General features: G+C 40.4%; 17 protein-coding genes. 3 read left to right on the top strand and 14 right to left on the bottom strand.

All coding sequences use genetic code 11. The annotated features are described in order from the left end of the window. Window positions 1-62 precede the first annotated feature (62 nt). The 8 genes from bglX to J1N10_RS00295 all read right to left on the bottom strand — a co-directional run bounded on the left by bglX (window position 63) and on the right by J1N10_RS00295 (window position 14,111). Window positions 63-2,342, bottom strand: coding sequence for a beta-glucosidase BglX (bglX, locus tag J1N10_RS00260; RefSeq protein ID WP_262324666.1), 2,280 nt, complete (start codon window positions 2,340-2,342; stop codon window positions 63-65). A gap of 104 nt (window positions 2,343-2,446) precedes the next feature. Then, on the bottom strand, window positions 2,447-4,000 hold the full coding sequence (locus tag J1N10_RS00265; RefSeq protein ID WP_262324667.1) for a RagB/SusD family nutrient uptake outer membrane protein: 1,554 nt from the start codon (window positions 3,998-4,000) through the stop codon (window positions 2,447-2,449). Window positions 4,001-4,017: 17 nt separating this feature from the next. Continuing rightward, window positions 4,018-7,344 carry a TonB-dependent receptor gene (locus J1N10_RS00270; RefSeq protein ID WP_262324668.1) on the bottom strand — a complete coding sequence of 1,109 codons (3,327 nt, stop codon included), beginning with the start codon at window positions 7,342-7,344 and terminating at the stop codon, window positions 4,018-4,020. 83 nt (window positions 7,345-7,427) lie between these two features. Beyond that, the gene (locus tag J1N10_RS00275) at window positions 7,428-8,441 is read right to left on the bottom strand and encodes a FecR family protein (protein ID WP_262324669.1); all 1,014 of its coding nucleotides are present in this window, start codon (window positions 8,439-8,441) and stop codon (window positions 7,428-7,430) included. A gap of 167 nt (window positions 8,442-8,608) precedes the next feature. Beyond that, the gene (locus J1N10_RS00280) at window positions 8,609-9,175 is read right to left on the bottom strand and encodes an RNA polymerase sigma factor (RefSeq protein ID WP_262324670.1); all 567 of its coding nucleotides are present in this window, start codon (window positions 9,173-9,175) and stop codon (window positions 8,609-8,611) included. A gap of 109 nt (window positions 9,176-9,284) precedes the next feature. Next, the gene (locus J1N10_RS00285; RefSeq protein ID WP_262324671.1) at window positions 9,285-11,720 is read right to left on the bottom strand and encodes a GH36-type glycosyl hydrolase domain-containing protein; all 2,436 of its coding nucleotides are present in this window, start codon (window positions 11,718-11,720) and stop codon (window positions 9,285-9,287) included. Window positions 11,721-11,747: 27 nt separating this feature from the next. Then, entirely contained in the window at window positions 11,748-13,367 is a 1,620-nt protein-coding gene (locus J1N10_RS00290) for an MFS transporter (RefSeq protein ID WP_262324672.1), read from the bottom strand. A gap of 9 nt (window positions 13,368-13,376) precedes the next feature. Then, complete coding sequence (locus tag J1N10_RS00295; protein ID WP_262324673.1) at window positions 13,377-14,111, bottom strand: NUDIX hydrolase; 735 nt, start codon at window positions 14,109-14,111, stop codon at window positions 13,377-13,379. Window positions 14,112-14,607: 496 nt separating this feature from the next. On the opposite strand from J1N10_RS00295, the gene J1N10_RS00300 reads away from it, so the two are divergent. Then, the gene (locus J1N10_RS00300; RefSeq protein WP_262324674.1) at window positions 14,608-16,368 is read left to right on the top strand and encodes a methyl-accepting chemotaxis protein; all 1,761 of its coding nucleotides are present in this window, start codon (window positions 14,608-14,610) and stop codon (window positions 16,366-16,368) included. A 117-nt stretch (window positions 16,369-16,485) separates the two neighbouring features. Here the strand turns inward: J1N10_RS00300 and J1N10_RS00305 are convergent, their stop codons facing one another. Genes J1N10_RS00305 through J1N10_RS00325 form a run of 5 tightly spaced genes read right to left on the bottom strand, consistent with a single transcriptional unit; the run spans window position 16,486 to window position 22,770 of the window. After that, the gene (locus J1N10_RS00305) at window positions 16,486-16,728 is read right to left on the bottom strand and encodes a YgaP family membrane protein (RefSeq protein ID WP_410053427.1); all 243 of its coding nucleotides are present in this window, start codon (window positions 16,726-16,728) and stop codon (window positions 16,486-16,488) included. Continuing rightward, window positions 16,688-16,996 (bottom strand): hypothetical protein, encoded by a 309-nt coding sequence (locus tag J1N10_RS00310; RefSeq protein WP_262324676.1) that lies wholly within the window; start codon window positions 16,994-16,996, stop codon window positions 16,688-16,690. Before J1N10_RS00310 ends, J1N10_RS00305 begins: the two co-directional genes overlap by 41 nt. A 29-nt stretch (window positions 16,997-17,025) precedes the next feature. Next, window positions 17,026-20,292, bottom strand: a complete 3,267-nt coding sequence (locus tag J1N10_RS00315; protein ID WP_262324677.1) for an efflux RND transporter permease subunit — start codon at window positions 20,290-20,292, stop codon at window positions 17,026-17,028. Between the two features lie 27 nt (window positions 20,293-20,319). Continuing rightward, window positions 20,320-21,396 carry an efflux RND transporter periplasmic adaptor subunit gene (locus J1N10_RS00320; protein ID WP_262324678.1) on the bottom strand — a complete coding sequence of 359 codons (1,077 nt, stop codon included), beginning with the start codon at window positions 21,394-21,396 and terminating at the stop codon, window positions 20,320-20,322. Window positions 21,397-21,432: 36 nt separating this feature from the next. After that, window positions 21,433-22,770 carry a TolC family protein gene (locus J1N10_RS00325; RefSeq protein ID WP_262324679.1) on the bottom strand — a complete coding sequence of 446 codons (1,338 nt, stop codon included), beginning with the start codon at window positions 22,768-22,770 and terminating at the stop codon, window positions 21,433-21,435. 301 nt (window positions 22,771-23,071) lie between these two features. Between J1N10_RS00325 and J1N10_RS00330 the strand changes: the two genes are divergently transcribed. Further along, window positions 23,072-23,902: a CvfB family protein gene (locus J1N10_RS00330; RefSeq protein ID WP_262324680.1), complete on the top strand. Its 831-nt coding sequence runs from the start codon at window positions 23,072-23,074 to the stop codon at window positions 23,900-23,902. Between the two features lie 112 nt (window positions 23,903-24,014). Further along, on the top strand, window positions 24,015-24,605 hold the full coding sequence (locus tag J1N10_RS00335) for a hypothetical protein (protein ID WP_262324681.1): 591 nt from the start codon (window positions 24,015-24,017) through the stop codon (window positions 24,603-24,605). 41 nt (window positions 24,606-24,646) lie between these two features. Here J1N10_RS00335 and J1N10_RS00340 read toward each other — a convergent pair whose 3' ends face one another. Beyond that, window positions 24,647-26,176: an acyl-CoA dehydrogenase family protein gene (locus J1N10_RS00340; protein WP_262324682.1), complete on the bottom strand. Its 1,530-nt coding sequence runs from the start codon at window positions 26,174-26,176 to the stop codon at window positions 24,647-24,649. Window positions 26,177-26,352: the final 176 nt, after the last annotated feature.

Consider the following 26,352-nt stretch of genomic DNA (forward strand, 5'->3'; position numbering starts at 1 on the left):
GCTTGCATTTATGACTAAGACAAGCTCTCTCAAATTTTAACCTTAAATTTGAATGAAGATTGTTATTCGATGCTAAACTGTGCTTGTTTTACATCTACTGAATTGCCACCAACAAACACATTAAACTGACCTGCTTCAACTGTGTATGTTCCGCACGGAAAGTAGTAACCTAATTCAGTCTCCGTTAGTTTAAAGCTCAACGTTTTGGTCTCACCGGCTTTAATCATTACTTTCTCAAAACCCTTCAGTTCCTTTACCGGCCTGGCATAAGTAGCAGCAATATCCTGAATGTATAACTGCACCACTTCTTCGCCATCAACAGAACCTGTGTTGGTCACTGAAACATTAACTGTCAACTCTCCTACTTTAGTGATGGTGTTTTTATCCAGGGTAATATCAGAATATTCAAACTGAGTGTAACTCAAACCATAACCAAATGGAAACTGTGGTGAATTAGGTGTATCGTTGTAACACGAATACAACACCCAGGCATCTGTCTGACCAATTGGGCGACCTGTGTTTTTATAGTTATAAAAAATAGGACATTGACCGACATTACGTGGAAAAGTAACCGGTAATTTACCTGATGGATTGTATTTACCAAACAGCACATCAGCCATAGCATGACCTCCTTCGGTTCCTGCATGCCACGTCTCTAATATAGCACCTGCTTTTTCTGCAATCTCAGGTATAGCTACCGGACGACCAGTCATTAATACCACCACAATATTTTTATTCACCTTATAAATTTCATCAAACAACTCTTGCTGAAGGCCTTTCAAAGTAATATCAGACATACTGCGCCCTTCACCACTCTGGTAGCAATCTTCGCCAAGAGCCAAGAGCACCACTTCAGATTGACGAGCAGCGCTGATAGCTGCTTTAAATCCAGATCGATCCGTTTCGTTAAAAATCATTCGATCGGTAAAATTTCGTGGTCCGATCGATAACTTACAACCTTCGGCATAATTGACTTTTACCGATTGACCAACCGCCGCTTTAACACCTTCCAGCAAAGAAACCGCCGAATGACTATCGGCCTTTGCGCGCCAGTTGCCAAGCGGAGAGTCTTTATCATTTGCCAAAGGACCAATAACGGCAATGCTCTTTACCTTTTCGCTTATTGGCAGTAATTGTTTATTATTTTTCAGCAACACCATCGACTCACGAGCTACCTTTCGTGCTGCAGCCCGATGCTCATCGGTGTACATCATATTTTTCTCATTCTCCACATTGCAATATTTGTACGGATCGTCGAACAAACCTAAACGATATTTAATGCGTAGCACTCGTCGAACGCCTTCATCAATCAATGCTTCATCTACTTTTCCTTCTGTCACCAATTCTTCCAGATGGGTGATGTAAGCTCGTGCTTCCATATCCATGTCAGAGCCACCTTTAATCGCTCTTTCAGCTGATTCTTTCAAGTTAGCAGACGCACCATGCGTTTCAATTTCGCCAATACTGTTCCAGTCAGAAACCACAAAGCCATCGAAACCCCACTTCCCTTTTAACAAGTCGCGCTGCAGATAGCTACTGGCCGTTACAGGCTCTCCATTAATGGTATTGAATCCATTCATAAAAGTAGCCACATCGCCTTCAACAGCTGCTTTAAAAGGAGGAAGCACAATATTATGCAAGGTTTCGCTGCCTATTTCAACGGAGTTATAGTCGCGGCCAGATTCAGAAAAGGCATAACCAGCAAAGTGCTTGGCACAAGCGGCAATACTGAATTCATCACTCAGGTCATCGCCCTGAAAACCGTGCACTCGAGCCTTAGCAAAAGCACTGCCTAAATAAGGATCTTCACCGGCACCTTCCATTACTCGACCCCAGCGGGCATCACGCCCCACATCAACCATTGGCGCAAAGGTCCAGTTAATACCCGATATGGCTGCTTCTTTGGCTGCAATCTCCGAAGATAATCGGGCTAATTCAGGATTCCACGATGCTGCTTCGCCCAATGGAATAGGAAACATGGTTTTATAACCATGAATCACATCGTATCCAAAAATAAGCGGAATGCCCAGGCGTGAGTTTTCCACCACAGTTTGCTGAGCTTTGCGCGTGGCTTCTGCACCATTCACATTCAGCATCGAACCCACTTTACCTTCCTTTAACTGGTCTAACAAATCCTGCGCACCGGCATTACCTTTGGGCGCCGGTCCTGTCATCTCCCAACGACTGGTGTATTGGTTCAACTGACCAACTTTCTCAGCTAAGGTCATTTTTGCCAGCAATTCCTCAACAAAGCGGTCTTCTTCGCTCATTGACTTTTGACTTTGTGAGCATGAAACCAAAAGCAAGGCCACGAATAACATTAATAAACTAAAATGTTTCATTTCTATCTGTTTGTGTATTTATAAACTATCTACAAAGAATTGAAGGCTGCCATGTGGCAGCCTTCAAATATACAATAACTGTAATTAAGACACTAAGTCATTTCTTAATTATATCCGGGATTCTGATCTTCAATTGAAATTCCTGCATTCAGGTCAATTTCTTCCTGAGGAATTGGGAACACTTCATTTTTACCTGTAGTAAATCCTCGTGAAGCTAACTCTGTTGCAGCATCACCCCAACGAACCAAGTCCCAGAAACGATGACCTTCGAAAGCTAACTCCAGTGAACGCTCTTTTTTAATCACATCAAACAAAGCATCACCAGTCAACCCTTCCCAGGCTGTATGATCTGTAAAACCAGCTCTTTCACGCACACCTCTGATTAATGGGATAGCTGAAGCATCCAAGCCATCACGGTTGTAGGCTTCAGCAGCCATTAGCATCACATCGGCCAAGCGGATTAATTTAAATGGGGTATTCCAGTTGACTTCCGTTACTCCATCATCAGATGTCTCTGATGGAATAGTCGAGTACTTCAATCGGATGTATCCTTCATAGGCATCCCAATTATTATTACCTGCACGGTTAACTTCACCACCTGCAGCTACAAAATCGGCTTCAGAAATAGTGGACGTATTGTAGCGCACAGTTCCTGCTTCAGCTCTTAATAAGTCGCCAAACTTTCCAGTAGGCACATTAAATCCCCATCCATTGGTATAACCAATAGCATCCATGTTATTGAATGAATTATCGCCACGAGGGCCACACAACTGCACTATAAAATTTGATTCTGCCGTTCCATCCCAAGGTCCGCCCCAGTCATGTGCATTTTGGCTTGAGTAGAGTATCTCGAAGATAGATTCAGAACCAGCCCGTTCTTCTCTTAACCAAATAGTACTGTAATCTTCTGTTAATGAATAGCTATCATCATCAAGAACATTCTGCAACATCTGATGGGCATTGGCATAATCTTTCTGATACAAGAAAACTTTTCCTTTCAACGCCTGAGCGGCTCCTTTTGAAATACGGAATTTCAATCCTGCATCCAAATCATCTTTAACCGGTAATACTGCAATAGCTTCAGTCAAATCCTTATGAATTTGTGTATAGATAGTAGCCTTATCTGCTCTCGGATTGTTGACACTAATCTCAGTTGTATTTTCGAGATAGAAAGGAACGTCGCCCCACATGGTTACCAACTCGAAATAAGCATAAGCCCGAAAAAACTTTGCTTCCGCAGAAACCTGCTCGGCGTTGCCAAGCTCAGGAGAAATGGTATTTAAAATCGCATTGGAAGCATTCACAATTTTGTAGAATGAATGCCAAACATCCTTAATCGCCGGATTATCATATTCATAAGTAAAAGTATTCAATTGTTGCAACTTAGGCTGATCAGCTGACGAACCACCTCCGGCATTTAAATCATCGCCTTGTAGGCCTTTTACAAAGAAGATACTTGACCAATCGCCATAGTTATTATATCCTATTTGTAAATAATCATACACCCCAATAATAGCTGCTTCGGCTTCATCCTCAGTGGTTAGGTAATCAGAACTATTAAACTGCCCGATTGGAGTTTTGTCTAGTACACTATCTGAACATGCTCCAAAAGCAAGAATCAGCAATAAAGTACATAAGCTATATTTTAATTTTTTCATTGTTCTTCGATTTTGGATTAGAAATTAACGTTTAAACCAAACATAACCTTTTTAGTAGTTGGGTATAGCCCTTTGTCAATACCCTGACGGTTATCTTCACTTGAACCAGCTTCAGGATCCATTCCCTCGTACTTAGTAAATGTGAAGTAATCATCTAACGACACAAAAGCTCTTACACGCTGAAGCTTAATCTTTTCAGTTAATGATTTTGGTAAGGTATAACCTAACTGAATCTGTTTGATACGCATATAAGATGCATCCTGAACCACCAAATCACTTCGGTAAATGTAATCGCTCGTATTGTCTGGAGCTGGCATACTGGCATTATCACCAGGGTCAGTCCAGCGGTCGGTGAAGAAGAAAGAAGGTTTATTACTTAACTTTCGGTCGGTACGGAACCAGGCCATAAAGACATCATTACCAGACATACCTTGCATAAACAGGTTAAAATCAAAGTTTTTATACTCCATATTGAAGGTTGCGCCATACAATAAATCAGGATGTGGATCGCCAATATTTGTCTGGTCCGATGCTGTAATCTCGCCATCATCATTGACATCAACAACAACAGGTTCGCCTGTAGCCGGATCAATACCATCCGTCTTATATCCTTTGAAGTAATAAATTGGATATCCTTCTTCGAACCAAGTCATGTTATACCCACGCACATTCGCTCCTGGCTGTGGTGTATCATCCTTCACTTCTGTTACTTCATTCTTCAGCGTACTGATATTGAAGTTAACACCATATTTCAAACCAAAAGATGTCGTATTCCGCCAGCCCAGTTCGAATTCGAGGCCCGAGTTTTTAACCGTACCAAGATTAGCTGACACATCTTCGCCAAAACCAGCAGAAGGAGCCATTTTATTAGGCTTGATCAATCCATCGGTAATCTTCTCGTAATAATCAACCGAGAAATTAAGTTTGCTATTAAAAGCTCTTAGATCCAAACCAAAGTTAGTTTGCTCTGATGTTTCCCATCCAAGGTTCGGATTCGTTGGTCGCGGACTTCTTGAACCACCCGTAAGAACTTCCTCTTCATTCGGATAATTGATGTTTTGCGATGTCCAAAAGGCTCTGTCGGCAAAAGGAACCACATTAAAAATACTACCATTCTGCCCCCAGCTACCACGTAACTTTAAATAATCAATGGCTTCCACATTCCAGAAATCTTCCTGTGAGATTAACCAACCTGCCGAAACAGCAGCAAACGAAGCCCATCGGTTATCTTCTGGTAATACACTGGCACCATCACGACGAAGCGAACCCTCTAACATGTATTTACCCGCGTAGTTATAACTTAATCGGCCAAAGTAGGAAACTTTCGTATTTTCCTCAAGGTTACCTCCTACCATATTATTATCCCGATCGGCATAATAATCATGGTATGCATACTGAGCACCTTCCTTAGGCATTTCCGACTTCATGTAATAATTTGGGTGGGTATATTCTTCATACGACATACCACCTAATAAAGTAAAGTCGTGATTATTTATTTTCTTATTATACGAAGCAAAGTTTTCCCATAGTGCCTTATAATACTTGTCAACCCAATCTTGTGCAACATTTAAACTATTAGATCGCTCCGATGAGAAATAGTACTTGGGCGACCATTCTTTCCGTGAAACATAAGTTAATTCCAAACCAATTCGGGATGTCACACTTAATCCTGCCATTGGCTTTAAGGTGCCATAGAATGAAGCTAATAACTTATCAACAATCTGCTCGTTATGAGTATTCTCCATAAAAGCTACCGGGTTAGCCGTTTCACCAGTTACAAAACGATTTAGCCCATAGTAATCCCCATTAGCATTTTGAAGTGCAGTATTTCCATCGGCTAAAATAGCATCGATGCGGCTCATATCCGATTCAATAACTGGAGTATAAGGATCCAACAACAAGGCACTGTTAACGATCGAACGGTACTCATCATCCTCAGGAAGAATATTACGCTTCGAATGCGAGAAGTTTAAATTATTCCCAACTTCAAACCAATCAGCCATTTCATTTTTGGTATTGATGCGGAATGTATAACGTTCAAAACGGGCCTCTTCTCCACCGATAGCACCATCCTGCTTCAGGTATGAACCAGATAACAGATAAGTAGATTTTTCGTTACCACCCGAAAAGCTCAAACTATGGCGCTGCATTGGTGCTGCTTCTGAAATTTCATCCAGCCAATCGGTATCATAATTTTCACCTGCCGGAGGAGTAATCGTTTCACCTGCTTCTTCCATAAACTGCTTGTACTGCGCAGCATTCATCATTTCGGCATTGGTGGCGAGAGTTTGAATACCATATTGGAAGTTGTATTCGATACGGGTTTTACCCTTCTGACCGCTTTTTGTTGTTATTAAAACCACGCCGTTAGCTCCTTCAGTACCATAGATTGCCGCTGATGCTGCATCTTTCAATATTTCCATCGAAGCAATATCATTCGGATCCAAGTCATCAATACTTCCGGTTTTCATACCATCCACAATATAAAGCGGATTACTGTTTCCGTTAGAACCTGTACCACGAATACGGATTTTTACACCAGCACCCGGTGCTCCAGAAGTTGGTAAAACAGCCACACCTGCTGTGCGTCCCTGTATAGCATGCTCTACGCGACCATTAGAAACTTTCTCCAATTCCTCGGCTTTAACAGATGAAATGGCAGCTGTAACAACACTTTTACGCTGAACGCCATAACCTACTACAACTACCTCATCCATATCAATGGCCTCTTCAACCATGGTAATATCGATTTTGGCTTTTCCTGCCACTTGAATAGTCTGCGGCTCAAAACCAACAAATGAGAAACTCACAACGGCGTCGGGTGATGACAAAGTAATCGTATAAGTACCATCAACTGATGTAATTGTACCATTACCGGGATTAGCTTGCTCAACCACAGTAACACCCGGGATTGGATCTCCATTAACATCCGTAACTACACCTGTTATAGTATGCTGCTGCTGAACTGCAGCAATAGCTTCCGGTGTTTTGGTTAAAACAATTTGTTTATCAATAATACGGTAGTTGATTTCTGATGAAGCAAAAAGCATATCAAGTGCTTCCTGCAGATTTTCATCTTTAACATCAAGTGAAACGGCGTCAATGTTTTCAATGACCTGCTGATTATAAAGGAAGGTATAACCAGTTTGCTTTTCAATATCATCAATTATTTGTTCGATTGATGAATTACTTCGTTTCATCGAAAGGGTTGCCTCCTGCGAATAGCTACTTGTAGCCCACATTTGCGAAACACCAACCAGTAAAAGAATCATTAGCATTCTCATACGTCTGTAAATTTTTTGCAAGGCATAGTTATCCCATACCTCAAATGGATTTTTTTTCATAAATTTGAAATGTTTAGTGAAACAAATTATTTGAGGAGAGTAAACGAAGGTGGTGCTTCATACTCTCCTTTTTTATCTAGTTATCATTGATTATTCATTTTAAGTGTAATTTTCTTTTTGCTATATGTACCATCGCTAAGCTTGGTTTGCTTTTGTATTTTATAGGTAATTGGCGCTGTTAACTTCATTAGTCGAAGCACCTCCTCAATGCTTTCATCTTTAAAAGTTGCTCTGAACTTATAATCTTCAGGATAAGCGCCATCAACCAAAACCTCAACATGATACCAGTCACTCAGCTTAATCGCAACTTGTCTCAGATTATCTCCTCGCATCGTTAAGACACCATCAACCCAGCCCGTGTGCTCATCTGTTTTTACTTCTTGAACATAGGTCTTGGCCAGCTGTTTCTGGTAAACAAGTCGTTCACCAGGTTGTAATATAGTTGCCTCGTTGTTCTTTGATACAAATTTTACTTTGCCACTTTCAAGCACAACCTCAGTGGTATTATTTTCGGGCCACATGTTAGCATTAAAGCGGGTACCAAGAACAACTATTCTCGATTCACTACCAAACACTTGGAACGGCCGTTGCTCATCATGAGTCACATCAAAAAATGCTTCTCCCCTAAGTTGCACATTCCGGTTTTCAAATGCTGTGAGATAAGTTAATTGAGAGCCTCCCTTGAGCCAGCCACTGGTTCCATCGGGCAAGGTAAATTCTACCTTCGAACCATTCATTGCGTGTATTGATGTAGTTGATAACTCTTTCGATGTGGAATTATTACTAATGTTCTTTACAACAAACAAAATGACTAAAGGTAAAAGCAATATTGCTGCAATGCGCGCATATACTTTATAGAATCTAATTAATTTACTTTGGGGTTTTGGTTCAATTTTAGTGTGGATAGCCTCTAAAACATGGCTAAGGTCTTTTTTAGAGGCTTCTGATTCCTCTTTTTTCCAATCTTCTTTCAAGTGCTTTTTAAGTTCTGAAACACTTCCCTTATCATTAAACCGCTCAATTATATAACGCTCATCCTGTGCTGAATAGTTGCCAGATACATAGCGTTTTAATTTGTTTTTATCAACTTTTGTCATAATCTATCAATTACAGCGCTCAATTCGCTCCTTACTTCCTTTTCACAAAAATGCGTTGCAGTTTCTCTTAAAAGCCTTTATTAGTTATATCCTATAAAAAGAAAAATCTCCCTTCGAAAAAGGAGATTTTTTAATTTATTATTCATATCTATCTGGATTCCTACAACTTACACAACTAAAAATATCAATAACAAGACCGCTATTTCACTTATATCAACCCGGTCTTTTAAATAATGAATAACTTCCGAAATCTGATTATCAATGGTTTTGGGAGCTAAACCTATACGCTGAGCAATCTCTTTGGATGGTAACCCTTCAAAACGACTCATTTCAAAAATCTTACGTTTTTTCTCTGGCAATTCATTTAGTAAATCAATCACCTGGTGCAATACCGAACGATAAAAAATACCTCTTTCAGTTGAATTATCAGCTAACTCCGGTGCCAGTGCATCAACCATTCCATAAATTAACTGACGCTTTTCGAACTGCTTTTTAATTTGATTAAAGGCAATTGTGAAAAGATAAGATTTGAATGATTTATTAGAATCCAGCTCCTCACGCTTTTTCCAAACTTTTATAAACACCTCTTGAACAAGACCTTCTGCATCAACATCAGATTTTAAATACTTCATAGCAAAAGCATACAGCTTTGAGCTATATAGTTCAAAGAGCTGATCAAACGCTTTAATTTCACCTTTGCTTAATTTTTTAACCAGTATTTTTTCGGATGTCATCACCTAATGCTTTAACACATTAAAGTTATTGAACTTTATTTGACATTTTCAAGTACTACTGTTAAATAATTGCCAGACACCTTATTCCTAAAGGCATCTGGCAATATCATTAACCCATTGTAACAACAACTGTGTGTGAGCCATTTTCTAATAATGGAATCACATTACCTTCAATTTTTTCTCCATTCACTTCGATGCTGGCCACTCCTTTACTAACGCCTTTTGGATTGTTAACCGTGATATTGTATTCAACGCCACGGAACAAGCGTTTTACCGTAAAGCCTTTCCAGTCGGCAGGCACACAAGGCTCTACCTTCAAGCCATCATAATCAGGTTGAATACCCAAAATATATTGAGTGATCGCATAGTAATTCCACGCGGCCGTACCCGTTAACCACGAATTTTTTGCTTCACCTGGCTTGTAAGCATCTTTACCGGCAACCATCTGCGCATAAACATATGGTTCTGTTTTGTGCAACTCACTGATATCCTCAAGGTAAGCAGGACAGATTTTCTTGTAATATTCCCACGCTTTTTCACCACGACCCAACTCTGTTTCGCCAATCATAATCCAGGGATTGTTATGACAGAAAATACCCGCATTTTCCTTATAACCTGCCGGGTAGGTTGATATCTCTCCGTATTCAATCACATACTTGGTAAAGGCCGGATTATTCAGAACAATACCATAATCGCTATCCAATCGCTCTTTCACCGAATCAAGGGCCTTTTCGCACATGCCTTCTTCTTTACCGATGCCAGCCATGGTACACCAGCCCTGCGATTCTATAAATATTTTGCCTTCTTCGTTTTCGTCACTACCCACTTTATTGCCATAAAAATCATAGGCACGCAGGAACCATTCGCCGTCCCAACCTTTGGCTTTAACGGCAGCAATCATTTTATCTACTTCCGCTTGAGCCCGTTCGGCTTCGGCATGGTTGCCAATGCGCTGGCTCAGTTTCACATACTCTTTACCATACACCACAAACAAACCGGCAATCATCACCGATTCAGCTTTAGAACCTTCGGTATTATTCTCGGTTGTCTGGAACGACTCATTAGGGTTGGTTGAGAAGCAGTTCAGGTTCAGGCAATCATTCCAGTCGGCACGACCAATCAACGGCAAACCATTAGGGCCCAAATTATTCACCACATGGTCAAATGAAATAGTCAGGTGGTCATACAATGTCTTGGCAATGCTCATGTCATTGTCAAATGGTACCATCTCATCCAAAATAGTGAAATCACCTGATTCTTTGATGTAGCTCACCACACCTAAAATCAACCACATCGGGTCATCGTTAAAACCACCACCGATGGCATCGTTACCGCGCTTGGTCAATGGTTGATACTGGTGATAACAGCCACCATCTGGAAACTGTGTGGAAGCGATATCAATAATTCGCTCGCGGGCACGCTCCGGAATCTGATGTACAAAACCAATTAAATCCTGGTTCGAGTCACGGAAGCCCATACCACGGCCAATTCCCACTTCAAAGAAGGAAGCCGAACGCGACATGTTAAAGGTGACCATGCACTGGTACTGATTCCAAACATTAACCATACGGTTTAGTTTGTCATCATCACTATCCAGCACAAATTTATCCAGCAAACCATCCCAGTACTTTCGCAAATCGGCCAGTGCCGCCTCTACTTTTTCAACTGTATCAAAACGATCAATAACGGCCTGAGCCGGCTGTTTGTTAATAACATTCTTCGATTCCCATTTTTCGTCCTCTGGATTTTCGATGTAACCCAGCAGGAAAATATAATCTTTCGATTCGCCCGGCTGCAATTCCACTTCAATATAGTGTGACGCAATGGGCGACCATCCGTGCGCCTCCGAATTAGCTGGCTGTCCGTTTAGTACAGCCTGAGGCGCTGAAAACTCGTTATATAAACCAACAAACGACTCACGATCAGTATCGTAACCGTCTATCTCGGTGTTAACATGGTAAAATGCGTAATGATTACGACGCTCCTTATACTCTGTTTTATGGTAAATGGTCGAACCTTTAATCTCCACCTCGCCTGTTGATAAGTTACGCTGAAGATTGTTTTGATCATCCTCTGCATTCCAAAGACACCATTCCATAAAAGAGAATAGCTTAATCTTTTTCACTTCAGAAGTGGTATTCGTCAACTTCACTTTCTGAACTTCTGCCCATGTCTTTAGCGGGATAAAGAATAAGGTTTCCGCCTCGATACCATTTTTAGCACCTGTTATTTGGGTGTAGCTCATACCATGGCGACACTCGTATTTATCCAACTCCGTTTTGCATGGTTTCCATCCCGGCGACCAAATGGTATCCTCATCTTTAATGTAGAAATAACGCCCGCCATTGTCCATTGGCACGTTGTTGTAGCGATAGCGCGTTAAACGGCGAAACTTGGCATCTTTATAAAAAGCATAACCACCGGCTGTGTTTGAAACCAGCCCGAAAAAATCTTCGTTTCCTAAATAGTTAATCCAAGGCCACGGTGTTTGTGGATTGGTGATAACGTATTCCCTTCTTTCGTCATCAAAATGTCCGTACTTCATATCTTCGTTTTTTATATTCTCTAATCTTTAAACAACAGAATCTAACTGCTCTTCCACTCGCCTTCTATTCAACTCATCTGTGATATTATCAAGCTTTTTCTGACTCAATGGATAAATGGTCATTAAAACAGCTGCCAGTAAGGCCACTAAAGCAGGTATCCAACTCATAAGCATTTTGATGCCTGGAATAGCCCCTTCTATTGTGCTTGAATCCATTCCATCGTAATTAAAAGCGGCCAATACTGCTCCAATGATGGCTGCTGCCAAACCTCCACCAAACTTGGTCACAAACGAACCTGCCGAATAAATAAGACCTGTGGCTCGGCGTCCATTTTTATACTCTGAATAATCGGCCACATCGCCTAACATGGTGAAGAAAAGAGTAGGAAAAATAGCGGCTGCAAACTCTGAAACAATACCGATGGTAAAAATGGCTCCAATATCTTGAGGGCCACAGAAAATAAAGAGCGCATTAACACCTCCTGAGAATAGTAAAGCCAGGATAAACAGCTTCTTCTTTCCAATCAGACGGCCAAGAGGTGCTGTGGCCATAGCTCCAATTATGGAAGCAATCATTAATCCCACCAAAAACGATGCTGCCAGTAATTGATTATTCAGGTAAGAGGTAAAATAGTACATGACCATTCCCTGCTTAATCGAATTATAAATGGTCCAGAGTAAGCCCACAATCAAAAGAACCAGCCAGGGTTTATTCTTAATTAAATCACCCAAATCCTGTGTCAGATTTGACTTCTGTGATTTTGGCGGATAAACACGCTCTTTTGTGCTTGCAAACGTAACAAGCATAAAAAGCGCTAAGAATACTGATAATACATAGATAGAATTGCTGTATCCTTTCTTCTGGTTAATCAGTCTAATAGAATCTGCTGTTAATTCTGTCTCACCCTTAACAATAAAACTATAGGTTTGATTCTCTTCCATTGAAAAGCTAATGTATGGCGAGGGCTTATTGCTCTCCTGTGTATCAGCCTGAGCCCAAACAAAGGTTGCTAACCCATCTTTTGTTTTGATGTTAGCATTCTCGACATATTGCGGTGATGAAACACTGACATTAAAAGTCGTTTCATCAATTTTACTAATGTCTATGGTTGGATTAACGTTTCCGAAATAGGCTACTAAAAACAATAAGGCTCCCTGCACTACCATGCCGCCGCCAAAGGCGCCAACCATACGATATGAGCCGATACTAGTCCGTTCTTTATTATCGCCGGTCATCACAGCCATCAAAGCTCCGTAAGGAATATTGTTGGCCGTATAAATCAGCGTAAATAAAATATACGTACAATAGGCATAAATGATTTTACCAGTTGGCCCAAGGTTTGGACTCGTAAATAGTAATGATAGAATAGATGCCAGAGGTATGGCTGTCCATAATATCCAAGGTCTGAATTTTCCGTACTTGGATTTGGTTCGATCACCAATAATACCCATACCTACATCACTGATACCATCGCTAAAGCGGGCAACTAATAGCAACACTCCTGCTGCCGCTGCTGTTATACCAAAAACATCGGTATAGAAAAACAGCAAAAAGGTTGAAACACCTCGCCAGGCTATGTTAGCTGCTCCATCACCTAAAGCATAACCAATTTTTTCTCTAATTGATATTTTTTCCTGATTCATCATTTTATTGGATTAAATCGTAAAATCGAATAGTTCTTTCTTTGTTTTCGTGTAAACCTCGCGGCTAAACACATATAGTCGTGCAGGCTTATGTGCCACACCAGTTTGTTTTTCATCCAATGTAATCAGGTATTTCATGCGCGCTATTTTCTTACGGAAATTACGTTTATCAAGCTCAATACCCCAGATGGCTTCATACACATTTTGCAATTGAGTGAGCGTAAACTTCTCCGGCAGCAACTCAAATGTAATTGGCTCGTATTTAATGCGTAATCGAAGTGTTTTTAAAGCCTCCTGAAGAATTTCGTTGTGATCAAAAGCTAATTCACCTACTTCTTTTACTGGCACCCAATTAACATTACGTCCTTTCCATATCAGTTTAACTTTATCGGTAGCCACCAAGGAATAGAAACCAACTGTCACAATTCGTGCATCTGGGTTTCGATTGGTGCGTTGTAACCATAATTGATCATTCGGTCGTTTAAGGCGATCGGGGTTAGCAAATGTTTTAAACTGCTCCAAAAACACACTGTCTAAACCTGTTAAATCGAAAAGCACACGATAAGCTGCATCCTCAATGGTTTCATCTTCATAAACGTGATTACCGGTTAGTGTACGATCGTTAATGATTAACTCATCGCTATTGTCATCTTTAAGTGTTCGGTCTACAATTAACACTTCTAATTCAGAACCGTTGTAGCCAAACAAAACACAGTCAACCGAAATGTACGGAGAAATTTGCCTCATAATACTTAGTGTTTTTTTTACACTTACGAGGCAAATGTATTTGTTTTTTTAGAGAATACAAACATTTTCTTTAAATACAATATGCTTTAGCCAGATACCAGAACAATCAATCGAATCATTCTACTCCCCCTAAACAGCTTAAGTCAAGCAATTCTACTCCTTAGCACCCTAATTACATGCAAAAACGAAAAGAATACAGCTCCAGCCAATAGAAGTTTCTTTGTGTCATATCAAGACGATATAGTTAGAACTCATTATGACGACTAAACGTCATTTCGGAAATTTGCAACGTGGACGTTTCGTCAATAAAATTCCATCATTCATTGATTTTATATTAACATTCATCAGCACAGAAACTTTCTTTCAACTGATTATCAATACACTTAACTTCACAAGCACATTCTTATCATTAATATAAAAAAGTTATTTTCGCCAGCCTATTTTCATACATAAACATATTATCACACTTAAAATGAATATTCATATCGTCAGAAATATGTCCATAAGAATTCGGTTAATTATCGGGTTTTCTATCATGGTTGCATGCGTTGCCATGGTTGGCTCAATTGGAAGAGGTGGCATAAAAAATGTGCAAAACATTGTTGAAATAGCTAACCATTTTAAACAAGGACAAGATTACCTATTGAACGCCAGAATAGCAGTCCTGTACTACATGAAGTTTAATGATGAATCAAAGGTTAGTACTGCCCTGACTCAACTATCAGAGGCTATGCATCAAATAGCTTCGGCTGATAGTCTACAAGCTATTAATCAGCAAAAATCAGACTCATTGTCGAATGCCATCTCGAATTACTCAAACTATTTGAAGAAATACGCTCAAGTAGAAAAGAATAAGAAAACAACGCGTACAAACTGGTCAAAAGTGGGAAGCAAAGTGGGGGCTTTAATCTCCTATGACAGAAACATTAATCAATACAACACACTATCTAAAGATATTTTTTATGCTCATAGTCAGGTAAGGATAGCTGCCTGGGAATTTGTTTCTGATCCAATTGATCAAGAAGGCCAAATAAATATATCTGCCGTTCAAAAAGTTAACTCCAGAATTGAGAAACTTATGCGGGTTCTTGATAGAGCCAGTGAAAAGTATAGCAAAGAAACCGTCGCATCTATTAATAAAATAAAGGATGGCTACAATGACTATCAGAAGGCATTCGAATCATTTGTGGCTGATAATATTGAACAAGGCAAACAGCTAAGAGCCATGCAAACCTCGGGTGCTGATGTGGCTACATTGAGCAGCACCATTATTTCGGAAGTAAACGCAGAAGAACAAAGAGTCATCAGCTCTGCCTCTTTTTGGATTACTACATTGCTTATCATCGCCATGGCAATTGGCGTTATCATTACCCGAATTATCAGCCAAAGCATTATTAAACCTGTTAATAAAGGGCTTTATCTGGCTGAATCATTGGCCAAAGGTGAATTGTACCATTCCATCGAATCCTCAGGGCGGGATGAGATAAGCCGCCTTATGAACGCACTAAAACAAATGAACCTCAAGTTACGTGAAGTAGTAAGTGAAATAAGTACAGGCGCCAACCAGTTAAACCACGCCAGCGAGCAACTCAATATCAGTTCACAAGAATTAACGCAAGGTGCCAGTGAACAGGCTGCCTCTTTAGAAGAAGTATCGACCACAATGGAAGAAATGGTGGCCAATATTGAGCAAAGTAACGCCAATGCCGGAACAAGTGAGGCTCACTCAAACCAGGCTCTTGAAGGTATTAAGATAACGGCCAATGAATCAGAAAAAGCGAACAAGGCGAATAAGTTAATTACCGAAAAAATAGCGATGATTGAGGAAATAGCAATGCAAACCAACATCCTGGCTCTTAATGCATCGGTTGAGGCAGCTCGGGCAGGGGAACATGGTCGGGGGTTTGCAGTGGTTGCAGGCGAAGTGCGTAAACTGGCCGAACGAAGCCAGGACACAGCCGCTGAGATTGTGCGGGCAGCTCATGAAAGTAATGCACTATCTGAAAACTCAAGTGAACTGCTGAATCAAATGCTGCCAAGCATTGATAACTCCAACAATCTGATGAAAGAAATTTCTTCAGCGACACGAGAACAGAGAGATGCTGTTCAGCAAATCAATGCAGCGATTCAGCAACTAAACCAAACCACGCAACTGAATGCTTCAAGTAGTGAAGAAATAGCAGGAAATGCTGAAGAACTCAATTCTCAGGCATCACAACTAAAAGAATTAATTCATTTTTTCAAATTGGATGATTAACTAACAATTCAACATCTATGAAAAAGGCTCTAACCAAACGAGGTCAGAGCCTTTATCATTCACAAACAAAAAATATAGAAAACAAGCATTCAATTGCCAATCACAACTGAACACAATCTATTTAGGCACACCTAACTTTGTCAATATATCCGTCATTAAGCACCATTTGGTAATAGATGACTGAATAAGGTTAACCCCCACAAATCCGGCAAGGAATAGCCAGTTGATATTGACATATACGGCCAACAAAATGCTTATCAGCACAAATGTTCCGGCCACAGCTCTAACAATTCTTTCTTGCATAGTTATATTGTTTTGATTATTGTACAACTCCTTTTTCAACATCAATAACATAAGCATTGATGTTACATTGAGGCATCTCTGCCTTGCATTGCATCAATTTTTCCAGAAGGCTATCGGCCTGCTCATCGCCAATAAACGAGATAAATGCAATATTATCCACGCCCATAGTTCGCTGACCAAACCAGTTACCAAGACGATGTTGCTTCTCAAGCTTTTTCATGCCTTTCATCTCAATCTCGTTATAAAACGAAACCTTGTGTTCGCTAAAAAATTCCTGCAAACGCTCTCTGTATTCTGCCACTGCAATGGCTATTAATAGTTTCATATTTTCTAGTGCTATGTGCACGGAGCACTTTAATTACTTATTTCTGATTCTTCTAATATTTCTACATGAGTGGCTGATTCATCTATCCTTTCACTTTCTGACGCCGATTCATATTTCTTACGCTCAGTCATGTAGTAAATCAATGGCACAATTAGGAGGGTCAATACGGTTGAAGCGATAGTTCCTCCCATCAATGAGATAGCGAGTCCCTGAAAAATTGGGTCGAACAAAATAACAACGGCACCAATCACTACTGTACCTGCAGTTAAAAGAATTGGTGTTGTACGCACAGCTCCTGCTTCAATAACCGCTTCGCGCAAAGGAACTCCTTCATTGAGTCGGATATTCACAAAATCGATAAGCAGTATGGAGTTTCGCACCATTATACCTGCCAGGGCAATCATACCAATCATTGATGTTGCTGTAAAGAATGCATTCAGCATCCAGTGTCCCAGAACAATACCAACCAAAGACAATGGAATAGCCACCATCATTACAAAAGGCACTTTTAGGTTTTGGAACCAACCAACAATCAGCATATAAATGATAACCAGCACCACTGCAAATGCAGTACCTAAATCACGGAATACTTCATAAGTAATCTGCCATTCTCCGTCCCATTTCAATCCAAAATTATTTTCAACGAAAGGCTGCCCATTGTAAAACTCCTCAATACTATAACCTTCGGGTAGTTGTATTTCATCCATGCGTTCGCTCATATCAAGAATAGCATAAACAGGACTCTCCAACTCACCAGCCACATCGGCAGTCACATAAACCACCTGCTTCTGGTTCTTTCTGAAAATACTCGTCAGCCTAACTTCTTCAGTAATATTAACCAAATCACCAATAACAACCATCTCACCGCTTTGCGACTTAATGCTAAGTTTTTTCAGGTCATCAATACTGGTTCGTTTACTTTCGTCTAAGCGCAATGTAATACCAACCTGCTGATGGTCTTTTTCGGCATACAGCTGTGACACCTGAGAGCCTCGCAAAGCCATGTTTAAAGCCTGTATAATTTGCTGTGGTGCGACACCGGCCAACATGGCCTTTTCTTTATCTACATCAAAGTGATATTCCACCTGATCATCTTCCATCATCCAGTCTACATCTACCACGCTTTCGGTATCGGCAAATAAACCTTTCACCTGCGATGCGACTGCTTTCTGTGCTTCGTAATCCGGACCGTAAATCTCAGCTACTAATGTTGACATTACAGGAGGTCCAGGAGGCACTTCCACCACCTTCACATTGGCATTAAACTTACTACCAATCAACTGCAAGCCAGGACGCAATTCTTTCGCAATGTCGTGCGACTGTAAATCGCGCTCTTTCTTCGACACCAAATTCACCTGAATATCGGCCACATTTGAACCACGACGTAAATCGTAATGACGTACCAAACCATTAAAGTTAATTGGTGCCGATGTACCCACATAAGTCTGGTAATTAGTTACTAACTCATGACCTTTCAGGTAGGCAGCCAATTCTTTGGTTACATTGGCTGTTTCTTCCAAGGTTGTACCTTCAGGCATATCAACTACTACCTGAAACTCATTCTTGTTATCAAAAGGCAGAATTTTTACTGTCACCACTTTGAACAGGAACAAACTGGCCGAACCAAATAACAGAACTGTAACGCCAATAATAAATACCCAACGTTTCGTTGAATTTTCAATCATCGGACGCATGGTTTTATCATATAGCTTGTATATTAAAGTCTTCTCAAGCGAGTAGTCTTTCTCTTTGTCTTCGTCCTTGCCCTCAGTCTTTAATAAACGATAAGCCAACCATGGAGTTATCATTAATGCAACCAATAAGGAGAATATCATTGCGATAGAAGCACCAATTGGCATGGGGCTCATATAAGGTCCCATCATACCCGACACAAAAACCATTGGAATTACTGCTGCAATCACGGTGAAGGTGGCCAAAATAGTTGGGTTACCCACTTCATCGATGGAACGCAGGGCTGCCTGCCAAAATGGCAACTGCTTCATCTTAAAGTGACGGTGCATGTTTTCGGCAATAATAATGGAATCATCAACCACAATACCCGTTACAAATACCAATGCAAATAAGGTAATACGATTAAGGGTGTAATCCATGAAATAGTAGCTAAACATGGTCAAAGCAAAAGTAATTGGCACTGAGATAAACACAACCAATCCGCCTCTCCAGCCCATGGCTAACATCACTACAAATGTTACTGCCACGATAGCGCCTAACAAGTGCATCAACAACTCACCTACCTTATCTGAAGCCGTTTCTCCGTAGTTACGCGTCACTTCCACCTGAATATCAGCAGGCACCAGCTCTTCGCGCAATACATCAATTTTTTCAGTAATTTGCTCGGCCAGACGCATGGCATCAGCTCCACGGCGCTTTGCAACTGAAATCGTTACAGCCGGGTATTCACTCTGATAAGTTTCTTTATTCTCACTGGCTGTTCCATAGCCAAAAGCCACATACGAATTGGGCAACTCAGGCCCATCCTCAACTACAGCCACCTGATGCAAATACACCGGCGACTGCTGATGAACGCCAATCACCAAATTAGCGACCTCATCTACATTCTCAAAGAATTTACCGGTTTGTACTGAATACTCCGTATTACTTTTATTAAAACTACCCGCTGAAACCTGCTGATTAGCAGCTTGCATTTGTTGTGTAATCAACAAAGGATCAACATTAAAAGCAGCCATTTTATCACGCTTCAGAACCACCTGAATTTCACGATTACGTCCACCAATAACCTTGGTTTCTGACACATCGGTAATTTTCTCTATTTCAGATGTTAATTCCTGTGCTACACGTTTAAGCTGAAAATCGTCGTAATTCTCGCTCCAAAGCGTCAATCCCATAACGGGCACATCATCAATGGATCGTGTTTTTACCAATGGCAGGGTAACGCCAGCCGGCATCTGATCCATATTTTTCATGATTTCGTTGTATAGCTTTACCAGGCTTCGTTCAATATCTTCGCCCACATAAAACTGAACAATCAACATGGCCTGCTCATTCAACGATTGTGAATAAACATATTCAACACCTTTTACATTGGAGATTACTTTCTCGATAGGTGTTACTATTTTCGATTCTATTTCTTTTGGACTGGCTCCCGGGTAGCCGATAAAAATATCGGCTATGGGAACATCAATCTGCGGTTCCTCTTCTCGAGGTGTTAAGTATGAACTGTACACACCAATGATCATAAAAGCGACCATTAATAGGGGTGTCAGCTTTGATTTTATAAACATCCGGGCTAACGTCCCGGCAAATCCTGTTTTCATAATGCTAAGATTTTTTGATTGGGAACATTAGTTTAATTGTAATGGAGCACCGTCGTACAAGCGTCCTTCGGCAGATACAACCACCTGGTTGCCTGCGTTAAGGCCCGACAATACTTCAATTTTATCGCCATAGGTTTTTCCTAAACGCACCCAGCGAAGCAAAGCCTGATTCGACTGACTAACAGTCCATAAACCTTTAAGCTGACCGCGTTCAACAATCGATGAAGTGGCCACCAACAGCTTTTTCTCTTCGCCTTTCAAATGCTTCACATTCGCAAAAACACCACTTCGAATCGCACTTTCTTGCTTAGCATTAGGATTCAAACTGATGCGAGCATCAAACTGCGAACCTGAGAAACGGCTTGATGGACTAATGCGCGCCACTGTGCCTTTGATTGGCTCTTTACAGGCATCAATCATTACCTCAACAGCATCACCTTTCTCTAATTGATAGATATTCGATTCCGGAATTTTAGCATCCACTTCAAATAAGCCTGGTGCTTCAATTGCCAGTAATGGCATTCCCGGATTCGCCATATCACCACTATCGACAAAGCGTTGTGTGATAACGCCATTATAAGGTGCACGGATATTAGCATACGACAACATCTCATCCACCTCATCTTTAGCTTTTTGAGCAGCTTCCAACTGAGCTCTTGTCATTTCATAATGCACAGTAATATCATCCAGCTCTTTTTGCGTGGCGCTATTACTGGCTTTTAAAGCCTGGATGCGTTGATAATCGTCTTTGGCATGTTTATAGGCAGCCTCGGCCTGAATAATATTGGCCTCAACCTGCTTTTGCTTGGCTTGAATATCATTGCTTCGTATTGAAATTAACAGTTGTCCTTTTTGAACGGCATCACCTTCATGCACTAGCACCTGGCTTATTTGCCCCATGATGCGTGTACTTAAAGTTGATTGATTGACTGATGAGACAGTACCTGTATAATGATATTTTTTGGGCACTGTTGTTAACTCTACAACTTGTGCATTGGCCTTAACAGCCTGCTTATGACTTTTTGTTTGCGAAGAAGCTCCTCCACAAGCTTGTGTTAAATAGGCTATTGCCAATGCAGCTATGGATAATTTTAACGTTTTCATTTTATACTATTTTTTGTTTTTCTCGAATGATTTGAACTAATTCTGGTTGGACTCAGATGCCAGTAATTGATATTTAAACACTGCCACATTAAAGTTATAGATGGCATTCAGTTTCTTTAAAACACTCTCTTCAGCTTTGGTTTCAGCCATCAATAGGTCCGAGGTCTTTTCCAATCCCTGGTTGTAGCGATTCGTCCTAATCCGAAGCGATTCAAGGGCTTCTTCAGCTGCCATTTTATAGGTTATCATCTGACTCTCGGCCACAGCAATAGCCCGCGTTGCTTTCGAAAGCTCCATATTTTCTTTTTCAACATAGTCCTGATAAGCTATCTGGGCTTTATTGTAATAGGCTTTCGTCTGGTTGTATTTGCCAAGGTTACGGCCTCCATTAAAAATTCGCCACTGCAACTTAATGCCAACCATGTAACTATCAGCACCAAAGCCACCAAAATCAGAATCGTATAAATTATAAGCTCCAAAAGCATTTACTCGTGGCGCAAATTTGTACAGGTCACTCTTTGTCATTTTCTTTTGAGCATCTAAACCGTGCTGCATCGCCAAGATATCTGAGCGATTTAATATGGTGGTGGCATTGTTAAAAGTAAATGGAACCTGAGTGATCGAATCACTAACCTGTATTGGTAATGTAATATCGCGTCCAATCATAAAATTCAGCATCTCGCTCACATTCTTCACTTGATTCTCTGCTTCTTGCACCATAGCAATCTGCTCATACTGACGAACCCTTACTGCCATTACATCAGCTTCTTTTAAATAGCCTTGTTGCAAATTATCCTCAGCCATTTTTAAATAGGAGTCGGTGGCGGCTTGCGCTTTCTTCATCACCTCCACCCTATTTTGAGCTAATTGCAAACCATAATATGTTTGCTTTACCAAAAAAGCGATATGCTCTTTAGTGTACTCCGTTTTCTTTTCGGTAGCTTTCAATTGGCTGCTTGCTGCACCTTTCCCGGCCCATGCATCCACATTAATCAAAGGTTGTTCAACCATCACCTGAGTGGCAAAATGATTGGTTTGCCCGGGCGAATTAATGACAGTTGGATCAAAATCGGCCATCGTCACTCCTTGTTGCTGTAACTTAAATCCAAAAGCATACAACGGATCATTTGAAGTGGTATATCCACTTGAAAGCTCAACTGATGGTAAAAATGCTGCCAATGCTTGTTGATTACCTGCTTTTGCAGCCTCTACATCAGCTAAAGCTTTTTGCACTTCTCTATTGTTTTCTGAAGCCAATTGCAAGGCCTCATTTAGCGAAAACACGGCATCACTCGTTCCTTCCTGAGCGTGCGATAGGTAGCCTGCCAGTGCAAAGCAGACTATCAATACATGTTTAAAAAGTGTTCTGTTCATATTTAATGTTTGTTTTTTCCTTTTTGATTAATCTCTCGATTAATTTTCATTGCAAACATATATCTATTTTTCTACATATGCAACTTTCTAGATGTATAGATATTTACACATCTGCTACCTCATTGATTACACATTCATTAAAACACTCTATTTTAAGATGTTAAACTCTTTTAATTTATATCATACGAATGTTCCTAAGAAAAAATCTTGTTTTATTTACGATAAAAACAACCTTATCAGATGATAATAACTTCTTACTTGAGTGGTATTTTAACTATCTTTGCAACCTTATTTATAGTTTATGTTAGGCAAATACAATACATTAAAAGTCATTAAGGAAGTTGAGTTTGGAGTTTATCTCGATGGAGGTGAAGAATTCGGTGAAATATTATTGCCCATTCGATATGTTCCGCCGACATTAAAACCTGAGGATGAAATTGAAGTATTCATCTACCTCGATTCTGAAGATAGAATTATTGCAACGACTGAAGAACCGTATGCTATTGTTGGCGAATTTGCCTACATGGAAGCGGTTTCGGTAAATAAAACAGGTGCTTTCCTGGATTGGGGACTAATGAAGGACTTATTGGTTCCGTACCGCGAACAGGCTGAGCGCATGAAAGAAGGCGAAAAATATGTGGTTTACATTTACCTCGATGATGAAAGTCGTCGTATTGTAGCAACATCGAAGCTTAACTCGGTACTCGACAACCTGATGCCTGAATATGAAGAAGGTGAAGAAGTTGATCTGATGGTGATTGACAAAACTGATTTAGGCTATAAAGTAGCAGTTAACAATTCTCATTCAGGCATGCTCTATCATAATGAGCTGTTTAAGCCCATAAAAATTGGTGACAAGTGCAAAGGCTTTATTAAGAAAGTGCGCGAAGACGATAAGCTGGATATCACACTTGAAAAACCAGGCTATGAAAAGATAGATGGTCTTGCCGGTGAAATTCTTGAAAAACTAAAAACAAAAGGCGGACAATTAGACGTTTCAGACAAAAGCCCTGCAGAACTGATTTACAAAGTTTTTGGCACCAGCAAAAAGAATTTCAAAAAAGCCATTGGCACCTTGTATAAGCAACGAATTATCGAAATCACAAAAGACAATATTAAACTACTGAAATAATTTTTTAACCGATTCTGCCGGTTATCACAGCATTCAAATCACACAAAAATCAACATGTTGAATTCATCTGCATCATCTCCGATGGTGTTAGAAGTGTATTGTGTCATTTGAAATGATAAAAGGAATTTTAGCAGGGTTAGCTGCAATAGTTTGGCAATGGAGTTTTGGACAGTCGGTTAACGAAACAGTTTATCACCGCCAGCCGGTCAACCCAACTACAGGAGTTGCTCATTCATTGAGCGTTCAGTTTTTTAACACAATTGGTTATAGCGACCTGGAAGCCAGCTTTTGGGTAACAGCTTTTGACGACGCACGACATAGCTTTAACCTTCGCCTCGCTCACCAACGCTTTGAAGAGCAATATTTCGGCCTTGGTTTAGGCTATGGCTATGACTTAAGAGTGAAACAGCATTCGTTTCAGCCCTATTTCACTTACAACCACGATATTGAAACCTGGCAGAATGGAGCTTTGGTAATCGGTCTTTACTATACAAATGGCGGTCGTTTTGATTTTGGAGCGGGCACCACCAGCAACTTTTACCAATCGGGCTATAGCAATAACTCGCATTGGCTTGATGTCTTTTATAATATGAAGACCTATGGCGGTATCCAAATTGGCTTTGAATATTGTTTTATGAGTGATTCTTCTGATAAATATTATGGCATCATCTTTCAGAAGACGCTTTGGCGAAAAAACAAATAGGGTATTGAGCGTCCTCATACCCTATTCACCACAACCAATTATTAAGTATACAATAACCAGTCTGTATTTTGCTGATAATCTTCAATCACTCTTGATTCATTTTTGGCATTAAAGGACGAAAGCAGTTGCTGCATTTCCTGGCGTAAATGCACGGCCGCTCCATCTATCAGTTTTGCAGAAAAACCTTTATTACTTAAATCCATGACATGTTCCAGCGAAATTACACGACTTAATATTTTACCTAAATCAACCAGCTTTCGCTGTGGCACGCTATAGTTTAACTCAAAGTTAAACAGGTCCCTCACCAAATGAGCCGCATTTGAAGTCAGTTCAAATGATTTGATAAACTCTAAGAGATTGACCTGTTTGGCTTTCTTCATCAGCTTTATCACACTTTCAGATATTTGAGAATACAGCATATCGTTTGAGCCCTCAAAAATCTGAAACGGCCGACTATCAACAGTCGAACGGCCTGCAATATGATTGAGCTTGTATCCTTTTGCACCAACCAATTGTAACAATGTTTGCGAAGCCGATTGCATCATATCGGTCGAAAGGCTTTTAACCGCATTGGCTTCAATACCAATCATAGATAAATCATTAGCTAAACCCGCTTTTTTACTACTGTTCACACAGTAGGCCGAAACAGTCGTAAAATAAGATTGCAATTGACTAATGCGTTGTTGTACCTGATCATAGCTCAATAAACTTTTACCACTGACAAAGCGCTTTTGACAATGCTCAATGGCCTCATCTAGCATGCGTTGTATAAAGCCCATGGCCATTCCCGGGAACGACATTCGGCTGCGATGCAACAAATCCAGCATCAACTTAACACCAGATTTTTCAGGCACCAACTTCTGCACAGCAGGTATTTGTACATCAATTTTGTTTCTTCCATAAGGGATTTGATACAAGCCCAGGTTCTCAAAAAATTCTTCTACTACAATTCCCTGGTTGGGCTGCGTCACATCGCAAATAAAGAAATCCAGATCTCTTGCCAGACGGTCGTCACCGGTATCTTTACGAGCCGTTAGTAACCAAAAATCGGCCCAACCAGTTAAACCAGCCCAATGCTTTGTTCCTTTTAAATGAGCTAACTGGTCTGTTTCAGTATAGGAGGTGCGCATACTAAGCGCATCACTACCAAAGTCGGGCTCTGTAATCATTAAACCGCCCATATTTTGCTGCTCAATAAAACGCTTTAAAACCGCCTCTTTTGCTTCGGGTTGCGCTGCTTTAATAACCGGCTGCAGAAACAAAGCCATGTTAATACCAAATGTTAATGATAGAGCCAACGATTCGTAGGAAGCGGCCGACATCAATGCAATACTTTCTTTGACATCTCCTCCTAAACCTCCATGTTCTTTGGGAATAATGGCCGAAAACGGATTAACCGACATTATTTCGCGCATAATAAAAGGGGGCATTCCTCGCTTAATTCCCAGCTCATTAATATCACTTCTTTCGTGATAAACACTCTTCATTTTACTTTTCAATCCGTTAAGGATTGTTGAAAATGATTGCTTTAAGGTATCATTCTCAGTTGTTGAAATTGCTGATTGAAACATTCATATTGTTTTTTGGGAAGCCTGAAAATGGTTAAGAGGATTAATAATGAGCCACACACACATTCAATCGAAGCACACAAATTCGTAACTACCTTGTTAACTTATTATTCAATTGCGAATGTATTCAATAGTTTTTAAATTCTATAGATTTTGAGATGTTTTTATCTTTTTATGTG

The organism is Carboxylicivirga litoralis (assembly GCF_025499605.1).
In the GTDB taxonomy this organism is placed as follows: Bacteria; Bacteroidota; Bacteroidia; order Bacteroidales; family Marinilabiliaceae; genus Carboxylicivirga; species Carboxylicivirga litoralis.

What these genes read in the sequence shown, in the direction of transcription:
- J1N10_RS00285 (WP_262324671.1), bottom strand. Translation starts at nt 11,720, where the DNA reads ATGAAGTACGGACATTTTGATGACGAAAGAAGGGAATACGTTATCACC.
- J1N10_RS00320 (WP_262324678.1), bottom strand. Translation starts at nt 21,396, where the DNA reads ATGAAAACGTTAAAATTATCCATAGCTGCATTGGCAATAGCCTATTTA.
- J1N10_RS00340 (WP_262324682.1), bottom strand. Translation starts at nt 26,176, where the DNA reads ATGTTTCAATCAGCAATTTCAACAACTGAGAATGATACCTTAAAGCAA.
- J1N10_RS00310 (WP_262324676.1), bottom strand. Translation starts at nt 16,996, where the DNA reads ATGAAACTATTAATAGCCATTGCAGTGGCAGAATACAGAGAGCGTTTG.
- J1N10_RS00280 (WP_262324670.1), bottom strand. Translation starts at nt 9,175, where the DNA reads ATGACATCCGAAAAAATACTGGTTAAAAAATTAAGCAAAGGTGAAATT.
- J1N10_RS00335 (WP_262324681.1), top strand. Translation starts at nt 24,015, where the DNA reads ATGATAAAAGGAATTTTAGCAGGGTTAGCTGCAATAGTTTGGCAATGG.
- bglX (WP_262324666.1), bottom strand. Translation starts at nt 2,342, where the DNA reads ATGAAACATTTTAGTTTATTAATGTTATTCGTGGCCTTGCTTTTGGTT.
- J1N10_RS00290 (WP_262324672.1), bottom strand. Translation starts at nt 13,367, where the DNA reads ATGATGAATCAGGAAAAAATATCAATTAGAGAAAAAATTGGTTATGCT.
- J1N10_RS00330 (WP_262324680.1), top strand. Translation starts at nt 23,072, where the DNA reads ATGTTAGGCAAATACAATACATTAAAAGTCATTAAGGAAGTTGAGTTT.
- J1N10_RS00300 (WP_262324674.1), top strand. Translation starts at nt 14,608, where the DNA reads ATGTCCATAAGAATTCGGTTAATTATCGGGTTTTCTATCATGGTTGCA.
- J1N10_RS00265 (WP_262324667.1), bottom strand. Translation starts at nt 4,000, where the DNA reads ATGAAAAAATTAAAATATAGCTTATGTACTTTATTGCTGATTCTTGCT.
- J1N10_RS00275 (WP_262324669.1), bottom strand. Translation starts at nt 8,441, where the DNA reads ATGACAAAAGTTGATAAAAACAAATTAAAACGCTATGTATCTGGCAAC.
- J1N10_RS00325 (WP_262324679.1), bottom strand. Translation starts at nt 22,770, where the DNA reads ATGAACAGAACACTTTTTAAACATGTATTGATAGTCTGCTTTGCACTG.
- J1N10_RS00315 (WP_262324677.1), bottom strand. Translation starts at nt 20,292, where the DNA reads ATGAAAACAGGATTTGCCGGGACGTTAGCCCGGATGTTTATAAAATCA.
- J1N10_RS00305 (WP_410053427.1), bottom strand. Translation starts at nt 16,728, where the DNA reads ATGCTTATGTTATTGATGTTGAAAAAGGAGTTGTACAATAATCAAAAC.
- J1N10_RS00295 (WP_262324673.1), bottom strand. Translation starts at nt 14,111, where the DNA reads ATGAGGCAAATTTCTCCGTACATTTCGGTTGACTGTGTTTTGTTTGGC.
- J1N10_RS00270 (WP_262324668.1), bottom strand. Translation starts at nt 7,344, where the DNA reads ATGAAAAAAAATCCATTTGAGGTATGGGATAACTATGCCTTGCAAAAA.